Source organism: Vicinamibacterales bacterium, from assembly GCA_041659285.1.
Lineage (GTDB): Bacteria > Acidobacteriota > Vicinamibacteria > Vicinamibacterales > UBA2999 > 12-FULL-67-14b.
The window spans coordinates 277,970-294,750 of the sequence record JBAZYO010000004.1 but is presented as its reverse complement, the minus strand read 5'-3'; the positions used below and the strand labels follow the sequence as shown (position 1 = coordinate 294,750).

8 protein-coding genes are annotated in these 16,781 nt (G+C 70.1%); 2 read left to right on the top strand and 6 right to left on the bottom strand.

What is annotated here, in order from left to right:
• The first annotated feature begins 93 nt into the window (after nt 1-93).
• Entirely contained in the window at nt 94-10,143 is a 10,050-nt protein-coding gene (locus WC815_08375; protein ID MFA5908776.1) for a neuraminidase-like domain-containing protein, read from the top strand.
• Nucleotides 10,144-10,150: 7 nt separating this feature from the next.
• Entirely contained in the window at nt 10,151-10,879 is a 729-nt protein-coding gene (locus tag WC815_08370; GenBank protein ID MFA5908775.1) for a hypothetical protein, read from the top strand.
• Nucleotides 10,880-10,901: 22 nt separating this feature from the next.
• Here the strand turns inward: WC815_08370 and WC815_08365 are convergent, their stop codons facing one another.
• From WC815_08365 to WC815_08340, 6 genes are read right to left on the bottom strand one after another with little or no spacing between them, the layout of a single operon-like run.
• Nucleotides 10,902-11,591 (bottom strand): hypothetical protein, encoded by a 690-nt coding sequence (locus tag WC815_08365; protein ID MFA5908774.1) that lies wholly within the window; start codon nt 11,589-11,591, stop codon nt 10,902-10,904.
• Nucleotides 11,575-12,435: a hypothetical protein gene (locus WC815_08360; protein ID MFA5908773.1), complete on the bottom strand. Its 861-nt coding sequence runs from the start codon at nt 12,433-12,435 to the stop codon at nt 11,575-11,577. Before WC815_08360 ends, WC815_08365 begins: the two co-directional genes overlap by 17 nt.
• Nucleotides 12,436-12,493: 58 nt before the next feature.
• Entirely contained in the window at nt 12,494-13,567 is a 1,074-nt protein-coding gene (locus WC815_08355; GenBank protein ID MFA5908772.1) for a hypothetical protein, read from the bottom strand.
• A gap of 35 nt (nt 13,568-13,602) precedes the next feature.
• Entirely contained in the window at nt 13,603-14,931 is a 1,329-nt protein-coding gene (locus WC815_08350; GenBank protein MFA5908771.1) for a hypothetical protein, read from the bottom strand.
• Nucleotides 14,928-15,464, bottom strand: a complete 537-nt coding sequence (locus tag WC815_08345) for a hypothetical protein (protein ID MFA5908770.1) — start codon at nt 15,462-15,464, stop codon at nt 14,928-14,930. The genes WC815_08350 and WC815_08345 overlap by 4 nt, the downstream gene beginning before the upstream one ends.
• A 27-nt stretch (nt 15,465-15,491) precedes the next feature.
• Nucleotides 15,492-16,286, bottom strand: a complete 795-nt coding sequence (locus WC815_08340) for a hypothetical protein (protein MFA5908769.1) — start codon at nt 16,284-16,286, stop codon at nt 15,492-15,494.
• Nucleotides 16,287-16,781 lie beyond the last annotated feature (495 nt).

The following is a 16,781-nucleotide window of genomic DNA, read 5'->3' as shown; positions in this document are numbered from 1 at the left end:
CTCGCTCTTCGTGCCCTACCGTACAGACCCCGCTGACCCCAACGCCTAGCATGGGTGCCGGCCTCAGTGTCATGTCACCGCGGCCCTACACCCATGAATCCCGTCGGCGAGCAGACTGTTCGCGGGTTCGTCGCGGATAGCGACACCGGCACCGGGCGCGGCGGCCTGCGCGTCGAGTTGTGGCGCGCCAACGGGCACCACGAACTCGTCGCCACCACCGAGAGCGACGCCGCCGGCGCCTTTCACGTCCCCTTCATTCTCGGCGCCGGACCTGGCGATGACGCCCCGCGCGACATCGAGGTGCGCGTGCGCGACGGCGACGAGCTGCTGCTGAGCGAAATGCGCGAGCTGGCCGGCGTTCCGTTTGAACGCCTCGAGCTGTACTTGCCGACCTCGACCGGACCGGACGACGCGCTGCCGGCGATCGGGCTCGATCAGGACGGCCCGGGCCACCACCAGGTCAGCGGGCGCGTAAAAGGCACCGTGCAGGAGGGGTCGACCGTCCGCGTGGTGTTGACCTCGCTCAGCGATCACGCGCTCGTCGAGCAGGTGGTCGGCGAAGCCGCGGTTGACGACAGCGGACGATACCAGGCCGACTACCAACCGCTGCTCGACGATGCCCCGCGTGATACCAGCCTGAGTGTCCGGCTCTACTCGCCGGACGGTGATCTGGTGGCAACGTCGGCGCCGGTGCTGGGGCCGCCACCGCAAGCGGCCGTCAACCTGCGTCCACGGCGGGACTGGTCGGCGGAGCCTTCGGAGTACGCGCTTCTCGAGGGCCGCGTCGCCAGCACGCTGGCCGCCGGCGTGGACGGCCTCGACGCCGCCGAATCCGCGGTCATCGACGAAGTGTCCGAGTGGCTCGACGTGGACGCCGAGCGCCTGGCGCTGCTGCAGCAGTCGCGCGCGCTGGCGCGCGACACCGGCGTGCCCGCGGAGGCGTTCTACGCCCTCGGGCGAAACGGCATGGACGTGTCACTCGGGGAACTGCTGGACGCCCCACGCCACGAACTGCGGACCACGCTCGAAGAGGCGGTGGCCGATCGCATCATCGATGGCCGTTCGCTGGGTTCCATCGAGGCGACAGTCGAACAGCTGTCGAGCGCGATCATCGATCACGCCATCGGAGCGGAACACGATTCGGAGGGGTCGGACCTCGCTGCCATCCTGGCCGCGGCCGACATTCCCCGCGAGTCGATCGCCCAGGTGCTTCGCCGGTACCAGGACCGGAGCGTCGGCGGGTGGCCTCCCTGGGAGATCTCGGGCCCGCCGGACGAGTCAGCCGAGGCGGCAGGCGAAGCGCTCGATCCCGATGTCGAGATCGCGGTACGACTGAGCGAACTCGTCGGTGCGGATCCGGCGCTGCTCCGGCGGCTTCACGAGCGGCGGCGCGACGGGCAGTGGCAGGCGCTCGACGACCTGTCGGCGCTGAGCTTCGACGACTGGTGCGAGCTGGTCGAAGACACGGCGCCGTTCGAGTCCGATGCCAACGATGGCGAGACCGATGCCGAGGCCGAGGCCGAGTACGGGGAGGCGGTCGAAGACCGCGCCGAAGCCATCCTCGACACTCTCGAGGAGGCCTTTCCCAGCCCGTTCATTCGCAAGCGACTCGCGGACTCGGAGGACATTGGCGCTCCGGCCCGGCAGGTGATCGCGCGCGCCACCGCCCACGACTTCCACCACGGGTCGATCCGCGAACGCGTGGCCGCGGAGCCCGCGCTCGTGGAGGGCCTGACCGAAGCCGACGCCGAGGCGGCGATCGAAGACATCGAAGCGGTGGAGCGGGTGAGCCGCGTGGCCGATCGCGCCGACGAGGTGGCGCTGCTCGTCGGCACCGGGATGCGATCGGCGATGGAGATCGCGGCGACGCCGCGCGGCCATTTCATCGAGGCCTACGGTGAAGCCCTCGGCGGCCGGGCCCAGGCCTCGCGCGTGCACGCTCAGGCGCAACAGGCGGCGGCCGGCAGCAAGCTCGCGTCGGTCCGCCTGCTGCAGGCGACGCAACACGCCCCGCTCGTGATGGGCGTCAAGGGCGTGCCCGACGCGCGCGATTTGTTCCAGGCGCCGGCGGGTTTCTGCGAGTGCGAGCATTGCGGGTCGGTCTACAGCCCGGCCGCGTATTTCGTGGACCTGCTCCGCTACCTGAACGTCAGCGCGCCCGATCGGCGGGATCAAATCGCGAAGCGGCTGGCGCCGGCCGGATCGGCGGCGGCGACCGCGGCCGGTTCCCCGAGTTCCGCGCCAGGCCCACGGTCGCCCCTTGACGTGCTGCTGGCGCGGCGTCCCGACCTGGCGCACCTGCCGCTGACCTGCGAGAACACGCTGACGGCGCTGCCCTACATCGACCTCGTCAACGAGCTGCTCGAGGCGGCGATCACCGGCGGCAGCGCGGCCTTCGATACCGGCAAGACGCCGGGCGACGTGCTCCGCGCGGTGCCGCAGAACCTGTCGGCGGCGGCCTACCTCGAGCTGCAGCAGGCGGTGCATCCGCTGGCGCTTCCGTATCACCAACCGCTGGCGCTGGCCCGCGCCTATCTTGGCCACCTTGGCGTGTCACGGCTCGAACTGATGCGGGCGCTCGGACGCGGCGACGCCGCGCGCGACGCCGTCACCTGGGAATCGCTCGGGATGTCGCCCGAGGAGTTCGCGCTGGTCGCCGCGCCTCCGGCCGAACTCTGGAAGCACCTGGGGTTCGCCGCCGAGCAGGTCGAAGGCGCGACCTTCGTGGACGTGCTGGCACGCGTGCCGGTGATGCTTGATGCCACCGGGCTGACGTTTGCGAGGCTGGTCGATCTGGTCAGCACCCGCTTCGTGAACGGCGACGACCGGCTCCGCCTCGAGTCGCCGGCGCCCGACTGCGACCCGGAAAAGATCCGCCTGACCGGACTCGATGCCGATCGGGTGTCGCGGATGGTGCGGGTCATCCGCCTTCAGCGGCGCCTGGGCTGGACGTTTCCCGTGCTCGATCGCGCGCTCGTCGCGATCGGGGCCGCCGACCTCGATGCCGCGGTGCTGTCGAAGCTGGCCGCGATCAAAGACGTGGCGGCCCGGCTCGATCGGCCGGTCGAGGAACTGCTGGTCTTGTGGGCCCCCATCCAAGCCTGGGGCGCCAACAGCCAATTCGACAAGCTGTTTACCACGCGAGCCGTGGCGTGGCGGACGGAAGACACCCGGACGTTCCAGCTTCGCCCCGACCGCACGGAGCTGGCCACGGTCGGGCCGTCGCTGGACGCCGTGTCGTCGGCCTTGCTCGCCGCCTTCCGCATTACCAGCGACGAGCTGTCGCTGATTCGCGCGCTCCATGCCCGGCGCGGCACCGAGCCGCGGCTCGACCTCGCCGGCCTCTCGGCCATCTATCGCGTGGTCGTGCTGTCGCGGTCGCTGCAATTGCGGATCCCCGCGCTCGACCTGCTGCTGCGGCTGGTGCCGGCCGACGCCGATCCGTTTCGACCCGGCGATCCGGCGGCCACGGCGCGCTTCATCGACCTGGTTCGCGAGGTGCAGGCCACCGACTTCACGCCCGAGCGCCTGGCCTACCTGTTCCGGCACGAGTGGGAACCCAGGCGTGATCCCGGCCCGCTGCCGGCGCAGGTGGACGCGGTGTTGGCCGGCATTCGACAGGGCCTGGCTGACGCCTTCGCGGAAACCAGCCTTCCGGCCGAGGTCTCGACCGAGACGCTGCGGCAGAAGCTGGCGATGCTGCTCGATCAGGCGCTGCTCGATCCCGCCCTCGAAGCGCTGGACCCGCGCACGCCGCTCGACGCCGCTCGACGCCGGTCGTTCTTCGATCGGCACCTTGCGCGCATCTTCGCGGATCCGGCCGCGGCCGCGGCGCGGCTGCTCGAGCCGCCGCCCGCGGACCTGGCGCGCGAGGCGCTGGAGCTGCGCTGGAAGGCGCACATCCATTTCGTGCTCGAACACCTGCTGCCGCGGCTGCGATCGCGGCAAGTGCGCGGGGCGGTGGTGCAGAGCCTCAGCGACACGATGGGCATGAGCGTGCCGGCCACCGCCCGCCTGCTCGACGAGGTGATGCGATCGCGGCGCGCGCCGGGTGAGCCGATGCTCGCCGATTTTCTGGCGATGCTCGGGACCGGCCTGACCGGCGAATATTTCGCCACGCCCGATCTCCAGGGCACCCCGGTCGTGACGCGGATCGATCCGGGCCTGACCTTCGCGTGGGCGGGCGCCGCGCCGGCCGACGGCGTGCCGGGACGCCAGTTCAGCGCGCGGTGGACCGGCCATCTGCTGGCCCGCGCCAAGGGCGCTCACACCTTCTACCTGCAGACCGACGGCGCCGTGCGCCTGAGCCTGGTCGTCGACGGGAAGGAACGCGTGGTGATCGACAAGCCCGAGTCGGGCGGCAAGCCCGTCGAGCACGTGTCGGAGCCGCTGGCGCTCGATCCACGACAGCTCGTCGCCATCCGGCTCGAATACCGCAACCAGGGGGCGCCGGCCACGCTCGCCCTGCAAATGGGCACCGGGCCGGTGGCCAGGCAACCGGTGCCGACCCCGCAGCTCTATCCCGCCAACGGGCTGTCGTCGTTCGCGCCGGTCGAGCAGAGCTATCGCCGCCTGCACAAGGCGGCGATGATCGTGTCGGGATTCGGGACGACCGACGCGCACCTCGAATGGCTGTCTCGAGCGCCGGCGTTTCTCAACCTGGACGGGCTGCCGATGGAGCCGGCGGCTGACGCCGCGCCGCACTTCCAGCGCTGGCGCCAGCTCGCCGCCATCTACGCGGTCCGCAAGACGCTGCCGCGATCGAACGCCGATCTGTTCGACGTATTTCTCGCGGCTAACGCGTCCGAGGCCCTCGATCGGCTGGTGCTCGTCAGCGGGTGGGATCGGGGCGTGGTCGAGGCGCTGGTCGGCCCCGACGGCTTCGCCGCCGACCCGGCTCACGGCCTGCGGCCGCCGGTTGATCCCGGCGAAGTGCCGCTGGTGGTGCGGCTGGCGCGCGCGGTTGACGTTCAGCGCCGGACCGCGGTGGCGCCGGCCACGCTCCAGGCGTGGGCCAACGCGGCGCCCGATGCCGATGTCGCGGCCACGGTGGTGCAGGCCGTCAAGTCCCGTTACGACGAGACCCGCTGGCTCGAGGTGGCGCGGACGCTGAACGACCCGCTGCGCGCCGAGCGCCGCGATGCGCTGGTGGCGTGCCTCCTGCCGAGACTGCGGCCGCGCGGCATCACCAACCGCAACCAGCTGTTCGAGTATTTCCTGATCGACGTTGACATGAACCCGTGCATGTTGACGTCGCGCATCCGCCAGGCCACCGGCGCCGTGCAGACGTTCTTTCAACGCTGCCTGATGAACCTCGAGCCGCAGGTGCCGCCCCGCGTGATCGCCGACGCCGACTGGAAGTGGCTCAAGAACTACCGCGTGTGGGAAGCGAACCGCAAGGTGTTCCTGTATCCCGAGAACTGGATCGAGCCCGAGTTGCGCGACGACAAGTCGCCGCTGTTCCAGGCGCTCGAGTCCACCATCCTGCAGCAGGAGATCAAGAACGACAACGTCGAAGCGGCGTTTGCCGACTACCTCGAGGGCCTCGACGAAGTCGCGCGGCTCGACGTCCGCGGCGTGTGGTTCGAGGAACGCGACACCCACCGGATGGTGACGCGGCCGGCGCCGGCCGGGCTCGGCGCGCCGCCGCCACCGCCGCGCTCGCCGTGGCCCGACGGCACCTATCACGTGTTCGCGCGCACGTTCAACGCGCCGCACTTGTGGTACTACCGCCGGCTCGAACGCGGGCGGCAGTGGACCGCCTGGGAGAAGATCGACGCCGACATCGAAGGCGAGCATCTCGTGCCGGTGATCTTCAACCGCCGCATGCACCTGTTCTGGACGCTGTTCCGCGAGGTCAACAAGCCCCTCCCGCCGATGGACCGCGAGAGCAAAGGGGCCCCGCAGACCGTGGGAAAGGACTGGGAGATCCAGCTCGCCTACACGGTCTACGACCGCGGCCGCTGGTCACGCAAGCGTGTGTCCACGCAGGGCGTCGTCGACTACCAGACCTTCGTGACCGTGCGGCCTTACGAGAAGGATCGGTCGGACCAGGTCACGCACCGGATGGTCCTCGATGGCAGCCGCGTCTTGACGCCGTCCGACTACACGCTGCGCGCCTCGATCGGACCGGGGGCGCTGCCGCAGCTGCGCCTGCATCTCTACTCGCGCGCCGTTGAACGCGCGCGCCTCGAGCGCCTGGTGCTGGTGCCGGCGGAAGTCGAGCCGGTGGCCACGTTCTTTCTCAACGGCTGCAATGGCGAGCTCGTGCCGGATCAGGCCAAGGCCGTGCGGCGCGCCAAGATCTCGCGCCACACCAAGCCGAAGCGGAGCATCTTCCAGGCCCACATCGACGCCACGCTCGGCAACGTGCGCAGCAGCGGCCGATCGCAGCCGTTCCGGCTCACCCAGGGCGGCATGATGAACGCCCCTGCCGGGTACCAGGTGTCGGGCATGGGCCTGGCGCGCGCGCGGCACGCGGGCGGCGCGCTGCTGACGCTCCCCACTGCCGATCGGCGCGGCGCCGCGGTCGCCCTCCCGCAGGCGCGCAATCCGCTCGGCACGCGGATCGTGCCGGTCACCAATCCCGCGAATCCGGATGAGCGCGGCCTGTTCCCCTTCTTCTTCCAGGACCGGTTCCGGAGCTACTTCGTCAGGCCGGTCTACGCGCACTGGACGCCTCCCACGCCGGTGGCGGCGCCGCTGTTTGCGCGCCGCTTCGGTCTCGGCAAGGTGGTTCGACCCGGGCGGCGGGCGCCGGTTCGGGCCAGGCGCGGCGGGCGGGGCCGTCGCGAAGCGTTTGACGAAGGCTTCGACGAGCAGCTGCCGGTGCTCGACCTCGAAGCTCAGGACATGTGGGACGCGGATCAGGACGAGGCGTGGCATCCGGATGACGCCGCCGAGGCACGGCCAAGGCGCCGCCGGCAGAAGCCCGCGCCGCCGCGACCTGGCCGGCGTCCGGCGGCGCCCGCGCGCAGGGCTCCGGCCAGGCCGGCACCTGTCGCGCGGCTGCGGTCGCGTCCCAGGGTGCAGCCCGGCTACCACGAGTACAAATTGCAGTTCACGCCGTTCGAACACCCGCAGACGTGCCACTTCATCCGCACGCTGAAAGCGAAAGGCATCGACGGGCTGCTCGATCTCGCGACCACCCGGCCGCTGGCCGGCGTCGACCACGTGCGCGGGCCCGACGGCACGTGGCAGCGCCGCGGCCGCAGCTGGTTCCAGCAGCACTACGGCCTCGGCCCCCTCGTCGATACCGGGAAGCTCCCGCACCTCGACGTCGACTTCGATCACGAGAATGCCTACGCGCTCTACAACTGGGAGTTGTTCTTCCACGCGCCGCTGCAGGTGGCGCTGCGGCTGGCGAAGGACGGCCGCCACGAAGAGGCGCAGCGCTGGTTCCACTTCATCTTCGACCCCACCACTGACTCGCGGGCGCCCAGCCCGCGGCGCTACTGGCGGTTCGCGCCGTTCCATACCAACAGCGAGTACGAGGGCGCGCGCGAGATGATGCAGCTGCTGTCGTCGTACGAAGGCAGCGATCCCGCCACCATCGCCAAGCAGCGCCAGGTCCGCGAGCAGCTCCTCGCGTGGTGGGAGAAGCCGTTTTCGCCGCACGTGATCGCCCGGCTCCGCATCGCCGCCTACCAGAAGGCGGTGCTGATGAAGTACATCGACAACCTGATCGAGTGGGGCGACAAGCTGTTCCGCCGTGACTCGATGGAGTCGATCCAGGAAGCGACGCAGATCTACATCCTGGCGGCCAACATCCTGGGCCCGCGGCCCGAGCAGATTCCGCCCATTGTCACGCGCGCGCCGATGACATTCGAGCAGATGCGGCGCGATCTCAACCTGTTCTCGAACGTCGAAGTGCGGATGGAAAACCTGCAGGTGCGGCGGCCGTTCCGAATCAACGCCCGCCCCGACACCAGCGGCGTCTCGTCGGTGCTCAGCATGGCGACGCAGTACTTCTGCACGCCGCCCAACCCGCAGCTCGACAAGTACTGGGACACGGTCGCCGATCGCCTCTTCAAGATCCGCAACTGCATGAACATCCAGGGGATCGTTCGCCAGCTGCCCCTGTTCGAGCCGCCGATTGACCCGGGTCTGCTGGTGCGCGCCGCCGCCGCCGGCGTCGATCTGGGCAGCGTCGTCGCCAGCCTCAACGCGCCGCCGCCGCACTACCGGTTCCGGTTCCTGCTGGCGCGCGCCGTGCGGCTGGCCGAGGAAATCCGCAGCTTCGGCGCGATGACCCTGAAGGTGCTGGAAAGCCGCGATGCCGAAGGCCTGGCGTCGCTGCGCGCGTCCAACGAGGTGGCCCTGCTCGACGCCTTGCGCGACGTGCGCAAGAAGCAGGTGCGCCAGGTGGAAGAGGCCCTCGCCGAACTCGGGCTGCAGCGCGAACACCTCGACATGCAGATGCAGCACCTCAACACGCAGTTGACGCAGTTGATGAACCCGCAGGAGCTGGCGTCGCAGAAGTCGCTCTCCGCGGCGCAAGTGATCTCCGGGGTGGCCGAAGGCGTTGACCTCGTCGCCAAGGTGATGCACGCGATTCCGGAATTCCAGACCGGCGCCGCCGGCGGCTTCAGTTCGCCGTTCGTGACCCTTCAGCTCGGCGGCCAGATGTTTGGCGACATTGCCGAAGCGTTTGCCGCGAGCCTGCAGAAGGTGATGAGCAAGAACGAGACCGAGGCCGACCTGGCGGCGGCGCAGGCCGAGTACCAGCGGCGTCGCGAGGAGTGGCAGCACGAGCTCGAGCTGCTGCAGAAGGAGAAGGGGCGCATCGACAAGAAGGTGGCCGAGACGCAACTGACGCTCGAGATCGCCTCGGCCGATCTCCGGCGGCACGATCTCGAGGTGGACAACTCGCGCAAGGTGCAAACCTACTTGCGCGACAAGTACACCAACCAGCAGCTCTACGGATGGATGCTGGGGCAGTTGTCCGGCGTCTACTTCCAGGGCTACAAGGTGGCCTTCGACGCCGCCCAGCACGCCGAGCGGGCCTTCCGCTTCGACCGCGGCGACCAGTCGTCGTCGTTCATCGAGTTCTCCTATTGGGACAGCCTCAAGAAGGGCCTGTTCGCGGGCGAGCGGCTGCTGGTGGACCTCCGGCGCATGGAGGCGGCCCACATCGAGGGCGATCGCCGGGCACTCGAGATCACCCGTCACATTTCGCTCCGCGACGATTACCCCGCGGCCTTCCTCGAGCTGCTCGCGACCGGCCGCTGCCAGATCGAAGCGAGCGAGGCGCTGCTCGACGGCGACTTTCCGGGGCACTACTTCCGGCGTCTCAAAACGGTCAGCCTGACCATGACCGGCGCGGTGGCCCCGCAGCGCAACGTCAACTGCACGCTGACGCTGCTCGAGAGCCGCGTGCGCACGTCGGCGAACGCCAGCGGCGCCTACGCCCGATCGGCCGACGGCGAGGACTCACGGTTCACCGTCAATCCGATCCCGATTCACGCCGTCGCCACCAGCCGCCCCGATGGCGACGCCGGCGTCTTCCACCTGCGGTTCGACGATGAGCGGCTGTTGCCGTTCGAGGGCGCCGGCGCCGTCTCGACCTGGCGCATTGACCTGCCGCAGGCCGACAACGCCCTGGACCTGGCGCAGTTGACCGACCTGGTACTCACGCTCGCCTACACCGCCCGCACCGGCGGCGCCGCCCTCGAAGCGGCGGCGCGCGCCGAACGTGAAAAGGGACTGGCGCGTGGCGGCATCACGCCAGAGCCGCGCCAGTTCGTGAGTCTCAAACGCGACTTCCCGCTGGTGTGGAAGCAGTTGCAGGACGCCGCCGCAGGACAGGACGTCGAGGCGCCGCTGGCGCTTGGCGCCGACCGCTTCTCGGGCCGCTATCGCGGCCTCGACCTGCGGATCGAGCGGGCCGCCCTGTTCGCGCTCGCCGGCGACGGGCTGCGTCCCGAGGCGCTGCGCGTGCGGATTGATCCGCCGAAGGGATCGGGCGCGGCGGTCTCCGGATGGGCGGCGCCGTGGCCGCGCGCGCGAATGCTGCGCGCGACGGCCGAAGTGTCCGGCCCGCCCGGCCCGTGGAAGCTGGCGGTCGGCGCCGAGGGCGCGAAGGTGCCCGACGTGCTGGACGATCTGGTCATCGTGTTCGATCTCCGCGCTCGCAAGAAGTAGGACCGGCATGGGCGAGCCGATCGCCGTGGAGGCGGCGAACTTCTTCGAGTTCATCAACGGGGCGCCCTGCGCGGCGCTGCTGGTGTCGGTGCATCCGATGCACACGTTCAGCCGGCCGCTGGGCGATCGGTTGCGCGAGGCGCATCCCGGAGTGACGCTGGGCACGATGGATTTCCGGAACCTGATCCTGGCCGGCGGGCCGGCGCTGAGTGCAATCCACCACGGCCTGGTGCAGTGCGGGGCTCCCGGCGCACTCGGGGTGCTGCCCGGCTATTGCCTCTTTCAGCGCGGTGAAATGATTGCGTGGGAAGCGGGCCTGCCGACCTTCGCCGACGTCGAGGCCATTGCCAGGAGCGCCTGGTTCGGGGCCGTGGTGTCGGGCGTCATCCGCGACATCAGCTACCTCGGTCGATCGCTGCAACTGGCGGCCGACGAGGTGACCGCCGATCGCGTGGCCGAGCGTTTTCACAAGGCGATCACCGGCGGCCGCCGGGCCCGGCGCCCGGCGCCGGAGGAATCCGGCGACATCGCCTGGGCCTACCGGACCCTGGGCGTCACGCCGGACATGAGCGCCCACGACATCCGCGCGGTCTGGCGCCAGCGGCGCAAAGACGCCCATCCCGATCTGGCCTGCGGCGATCGTTCGGAGTTTGCCCGCCGCAGCAGCGTGTCGGTGGACATGAACCGCGCGCGCGACATCATCGAACGGCACCGCGCGGCCGTGGGAGGGCAGTAGCCGTTCGCCTTGAACCGGTCGATCAGCGCTTCCGGCGGCGCTTCTTCGCCCGGTGTGCCGCCACTTTCTTCGCCGCCGGCTTCTTCTTCGCCGGCTTCGATCGCGGCCGTGGGACCGGCTTCGGCGGCGGCGGAGCCGCCGCGCGCTTCGCTGCGTGCCGAGGGCGAGGGGCGGCCGCCGGCGCCGCAGGGATGGCAGGGAGGGCGGCGCGGGCCCGCAACTCGGACGACAGGCGCTTCGCTCGCGCGCGCCACCGCTGGTGGCTCTTGCGTAGCGTGGTCACGTCCGGCGGCTCCACATGTACCTGCACCGGCGGCGGCGTCAGCACGACGATACCGGTGCCGTCTTCGAGGGCCGCGAGGCGGCGCCCGGCGCGGTGTTGAATGACGGCCTTGAGCAGCTCGATCCGCTGCTGCTTGAGCTCTCGGCTGGCGAGCCCGGCTTCTCGCCGCTGGATGTGCAGCGCCTTCGAGCGCAGAAACCACTGGGCCGCCAGCGTCGGCGCCGCCGTGCGCACGGCCGCCTGGGCGACGATGTTGCGCTGGCGCGCCGTGCCCGTGATCACCATCATCGCGCCGGCCAGCACCGCGTCGCCCGCGTCGGCCACCAGCAACTGGCCGAGCACCTGGTGGCCGAGGCGGCCCTGCATCAGCACCACGCCGCCCAGCAGGCGGGCGAACCGGCGCACCGGGTTCTCAGCCAACGTCCTCACCCGTGTCCACGATCCACGCCACGCGCAGTCCCTGCAGCTTGGCGCGATCGCGAGTCGCCGCGTTGAGCCGAAGGGTACCGTGCCGCACCTCGGCGAACACGGACAAGTTGCGGCGTGGCCCGAGCGGCTGCGCCGTCACCGTCACATCGGCCCGCTGCTGGAACTCGGGCCACAGCCGGTCGGCGATGCGGCTCCTGAGGTCGAGCCGCACGTCCTCACCGGGGCCGAACTCGGTGATCCCGGTGATGAAGCGGACATGCTGCCGATCACCAAGCACCACGCGCGCCGTGACCAGGCTCAAGAGCGGCGCGCAGTAGGCCAATGGGCTCGGTGCCGGCCCAACCGGGAGTTCCAGGAATTTCGCGATCGGGTCGATGTAAGTCCACAACAGCTGATTGCCGGCCAGGAGCAGGTTGTTGGCCGACAGCAGGCTGCCGCGCTGTCCGTACGCGGTGCTTTGCAGCGTGCTCGCCACGCCGACGGCGGCCTGGATGGTCTGCATGGTCTCGAGCGCGCGCTGGGCCTTGGCCTGTTGCGCGAGGCTGGTCCGGGTGGCGGAATCGGCGGCGCTCGACGCCTGGTTCTGGACGGCGAGCTCCTGCACGCGGCCTTCGAGACTGGAGAGGTGCTTGAGCACCTCGAACGACTCGCCGCCGGCCCGCTCCTCCAATTGGCTGACCTTGTGCGCCAGCTCGACGTGCGCCTGGCGGAGGGTGTCGAGTTGCCGTGCCCGCTGTCGCGCCGACGGCGTGTCGTCGGCGGCGACGGCAATCGGTTCCGCCAGCAGCGCATCCTCGTCGCGACGGTTCCCGCGTTCCGCCACCCGCTGTCGGGTCTGCGCCACCGATTCGCGCAATCGCGCGAGAGATTCTGAATCCAGATATGCCGTTTGCATGACGCCCTCAACCCACCGCGCGCGGCTCGGCGGTGTCGACGATCCACGCGACATCCAGCGCGTCGATCAACTTCTGGTTCGCCGCCACCGGGCCGTTGGTGATCACCATCACCGTCACCATCACCACGCCCCCTACGACCGTCGCCGACGGCGCCGACAGGCGCGCCGCGAGCGCCGTGCCGGCCGCCGAGAACTCGACCCTGCTGACAGTGGCGACAACCGGCACATCGACAAAGGAGCGGAAGTCGTTGATGTGGCCCGGTGCGATGGTCCGCGACAGGTCGACGATGGTGGCGTGCTCGTAGTGGCGCTCGCCCGGGGGCGCACCAGCCGCCTCCTCCACCAGCACGAAGCCGCTGGCCATGCCCGCCACGAAGCGCTCGTGTTGCAGATCGTTCATGAGCCACCATCCGGCCAGCAGGTTGGCAAACGGCGCCACGTAGGACCACACGTCGGCGTCGCGAACGGGGTACGTTGATTCCTGCTTCTTCCCGAACAGCGCCGCCACCACTTCGTCGCCGGCCAGCCAGGTCAGGAGCGCCAGGGTGAGCGCGACGTTGTTGGCGCCGAACGGCCGGCCGCGCTGTCCGTAGGCGGCAAACAACGGCCACGACGAGATGATCACCGCCTTGTCGCACCAGTCGCGGCGCCGCAGGCGCGCGAGCGACTCGCGATCGATGCGAATCTGCCGCGCGACGCGAGTGCGAAAGTCGGCGACGGCCTTGGCCAGCCGGCGATCGACCACCGCGTCGCCCTTCACCAGGCGGCGCCGCAACGCCTTCGCGCGCTCGACCCGGCGGGCGGACAGGCGAGCCGTGAGGATCTCGACGGAGCCCACCAGGCGCCTGATGGCCCGACCGCCAGCCGCGGCGCCGGCCTGCTGCCGCGCCGCCGCGACTTCGGCGAGCCGCGCCGTGTTGCCGAGCGAGGCCGCCGGTGCCAGCGGCGCCGTGGCCTCGAGCCAGAGGCTGCGGCCGTTTGGCAGGATGGCCGCCAGCGTGCGCGTGCCCCGATGCGGCGCCCCGCGGAAGAGTCCGCGGGGGCGCCGCTCGTCGAACGAATCGTGATGATCGCCTGGCACGGCAGGGGCCCGCGCGTGTCACCGGGTGACGGCGATCACGCGCTCGCAGCGATGTTCAGGGCCTTCCGCGTATCGACCATCCACGCCACGGGCGTCGCGGCGACGGCCACCGCCGGCAGCGTCAGCGTCAGGGTGCCGTCACCGTCGATCGCGGCCTGCACGGCGACCTTGTCGCCGCCCACGGTGGTGGCCGCCACGGTGTGCGCGTCCTTCTTGAACTGCTCGAGCGCATCCTTGCCGACTTGGGAGTCGAGCTTCACCTTGACCGCCGCCTGACCGACGGCAATCACGTTCGTTCCAGCCACGAACCGCTCGTGCTGCTTGCCGTTCAGGAAGTAGTAGGCCGTGGCCATGTTGCCAAACGGCGCCACGTAGGACAGCACATTGGCGCCGGTTCTCAGCGCGCCAGACTTGCCGGCGACGTAGCCGAGCAGCTCGTCGCTGAACAGCCAGCCGACCAGCGATCCGGTGAGGATCAGGTTGTTCTTGGCCAGCGGGTCGCCCTTCTCGCCGTAGGCCGCGAAGAACGGCGCCGAGGTGGCGAGCAGGATGTTGTTCCACAGCGTGCGCTTCCGCTCGCGCCTGATCGCCCGGGCCATCATCTTGTTGTGCTTGCCGAGCACGCCGGTGCCGCCGGCGAGCTCCTTGGTGATGCGCATGTCGAGGCGGTTGTCGCCTTCGACCAGGCGCTTGCTGATGTCCTTGTCGCTCTTGACCTGCTGGGTCGTGAGCCGCTTGACCGCCGCCGTCTGGGTGGCCGCGAGGGCCCTGATCGCCCGCGAGTTCCGCCCCGTGGCCATGGCCGTCGACCGCTCGTTGGCCATGATCACCGTCCGCAGCCGGTTGACCTCGGTGATCGGCGCGACCGTGGGAATGATCCGCATCTGGCTGCGGCGGCCGTTCGGGAGCACCGCGGTCACCACGCCCGCTCCGCGCAGCATCCCGACTTGCGTATGGCCCGGCGCCTTGACCCCGGTCGGAATGGCGTTGATGCGGCTGGTGATGGTGCGCTGGGTGGCCGCCGCCCGCCGCGCCTCGACCCGCTGGTCGCCCGCGACCTTGCGCGCCCACGCGCTGCGGCGGTTCTGGTCCTGCTGCATCTGGAGCCTGGCCGATGCGCTCACCGCCGCCTCGTCGAGCGCCTCGTCGGACTCGTCGCTTTCGTCGATCGCCTCGTCGGACTCGGCCGCTTCAAACGACTCGTCGCTCTCGTCGCTCTCGCCGCCCTCGTCGCTCGACTCCATGGCGTACTCGTCCGAGGACTCCACGCCCTCATCCGATTCGAAGCCTTCGTCGGAGGATTCAAAACCCTCGTCGCCGCTTTCCACGTCTTCGTCGTACTCGAAGTTTTCCGTGCTCATCATTGCCTCCCCGGTCGACCCTTCGGGCCGTACTGTGCTGCGGTGTCTCGCGACCCTCGTCTCTGCCCGTTACCACCCGCTCCCTGATCGTCCCGCCGGAAGCGCTCAGCGGATCGAGCCTCCGGTTCGTCGTCGTCCTCGTCCATTTCGTCAGGCCCCTCCTCGATGAACCTGAGGCGGGCCAGTTGCCGCGCCAGGTCGAGCACCGCGCGGCCGACGTCGAGCTGTTGCTGCTGGACCTCGTCAACGCGGGCCAGCAGCTGTTCCTGCGACTTGAGCAGGCGATGGCACTGCTTGCGCAGCAGGCCCACCTGCTCGCGCATGGTCTGGAGGTCGCCCTTCTGCAGCGCGTCCAGTTTCTCGACCATCTCGCCGCTCGACTCGCTGCCCTGCAGCAGCTTCGGCACGACGGTCATGAGCAGGCCCATCGTGTCCACCGGTGGCGCCTTCACCTCGTGCGAGCCGTTGCCGTTGTTCATGTGCTTGACGGCGGCCTGAAGCGCGTCGTGCATCGCGGTTGTCGTGTCTGTACTCACCGTGCCCTCTCTCTCGGAAGCCTGGGTCTACGCCCATCCCTCGGTCGCCTCACCTTCGTCCACGCTGTCGTCGATCGCCTCGTCCTGTTCCATCGCCAGCCAGCCCTCGCCGGCGCCCTGCGCTTCGGCACTCAGCCGGAACAGGTGCGTCACGAGCGCCGCCCGGTCATCCATATTGGCGGGGTCGACGATGAAGCGGCCGTCGGCATCGACGAGGTAGGCCGGAACTTCTGGTTCGTCTTCACGCGCGCCGGCGCTCAAGTTGCTCATCGACGAGCCGGCGAGCGCGACGATGGCGTTCAGGACGGCGCCGAGTGGAATCGGCATCTGCTGCATCTGCTGCGGGGCGGTGGGTACCGGCACCGGCAACTGGACCGGGCGCGCCGCCACCGGCGCGGAGGTTGACTGCAGCGCCTGGAGAAACTGCGGATTGCTCAGGATCAGCCTGAGCATCGACATCGGATCGCCGGGCGCCGCCGCCGGCGCCGTGGGAGGCGGACCGTAAGGGCCGGGCAGCGGCGGGATGTTCCGCTGGCGAAGCGCCTGCAGCAACTGATCGATCTGTCCGGCGTCAGCTGCCGGTGACACGGCGGCCGGTGCCGCGGGCGCATCCGCCGACGGCGTCGGCGGGTAAGTTGGGAACGTCATGGGGCCGCCGGCCGCCGGAACCGGTGCGTCGCCGGCAAATGGGGCCTGAGGCGTCGGCGCGAACGCGGCAGGCTGCTGACCCTGTCCGGAGAACTGCTGTGCGAATCGCGGCACCTGTTGCACGAAATCCCAGCCCTGCTGAAACATCGATGCGCCCTGCTGGACCGACGACATGAAGCGATCGAGATTGAAGCCCTGGCTCGCCGGACGGTCGGCCGCCGGCCTGGCGCCGGCAGACGGCGGACGCGCAGGCGTCTGCGGCCGCGTTGAGGGCGTGGTCCGCGGCCGCGTCCCTGTGGTTGCTTGCGGCCGCGCCGGTTGCGGACGCGCCGGTTGATGCGACTGGGCCTGCGGCCTTCCGGCGGCCGCACCGCCCTGAGCGGAAGGCCGCGAGGTGGTCGCTGTCGTGCCACCGGACTGCCGCGGTCGTGCCGCGGGAGCGCGACCTCCGGCACTGCCGCCGCCTGCGGGCCGCGCGCCGCTGCCTGCCAAGCGAGCGCTCGATGCGCCCGCGGCCTCAAGCCACACGTCTTCGAATTCGAAGAAACCCATTTTGCACACTCAACGCGCGCAGTATGGAAGGCAAAGCCGAGTGGCGTCTGTGCGCGAGCGTACACACCCCGCTTTCCCCTTGACCCACGAACTGAGAAGGGCGTAGATCATGAACTC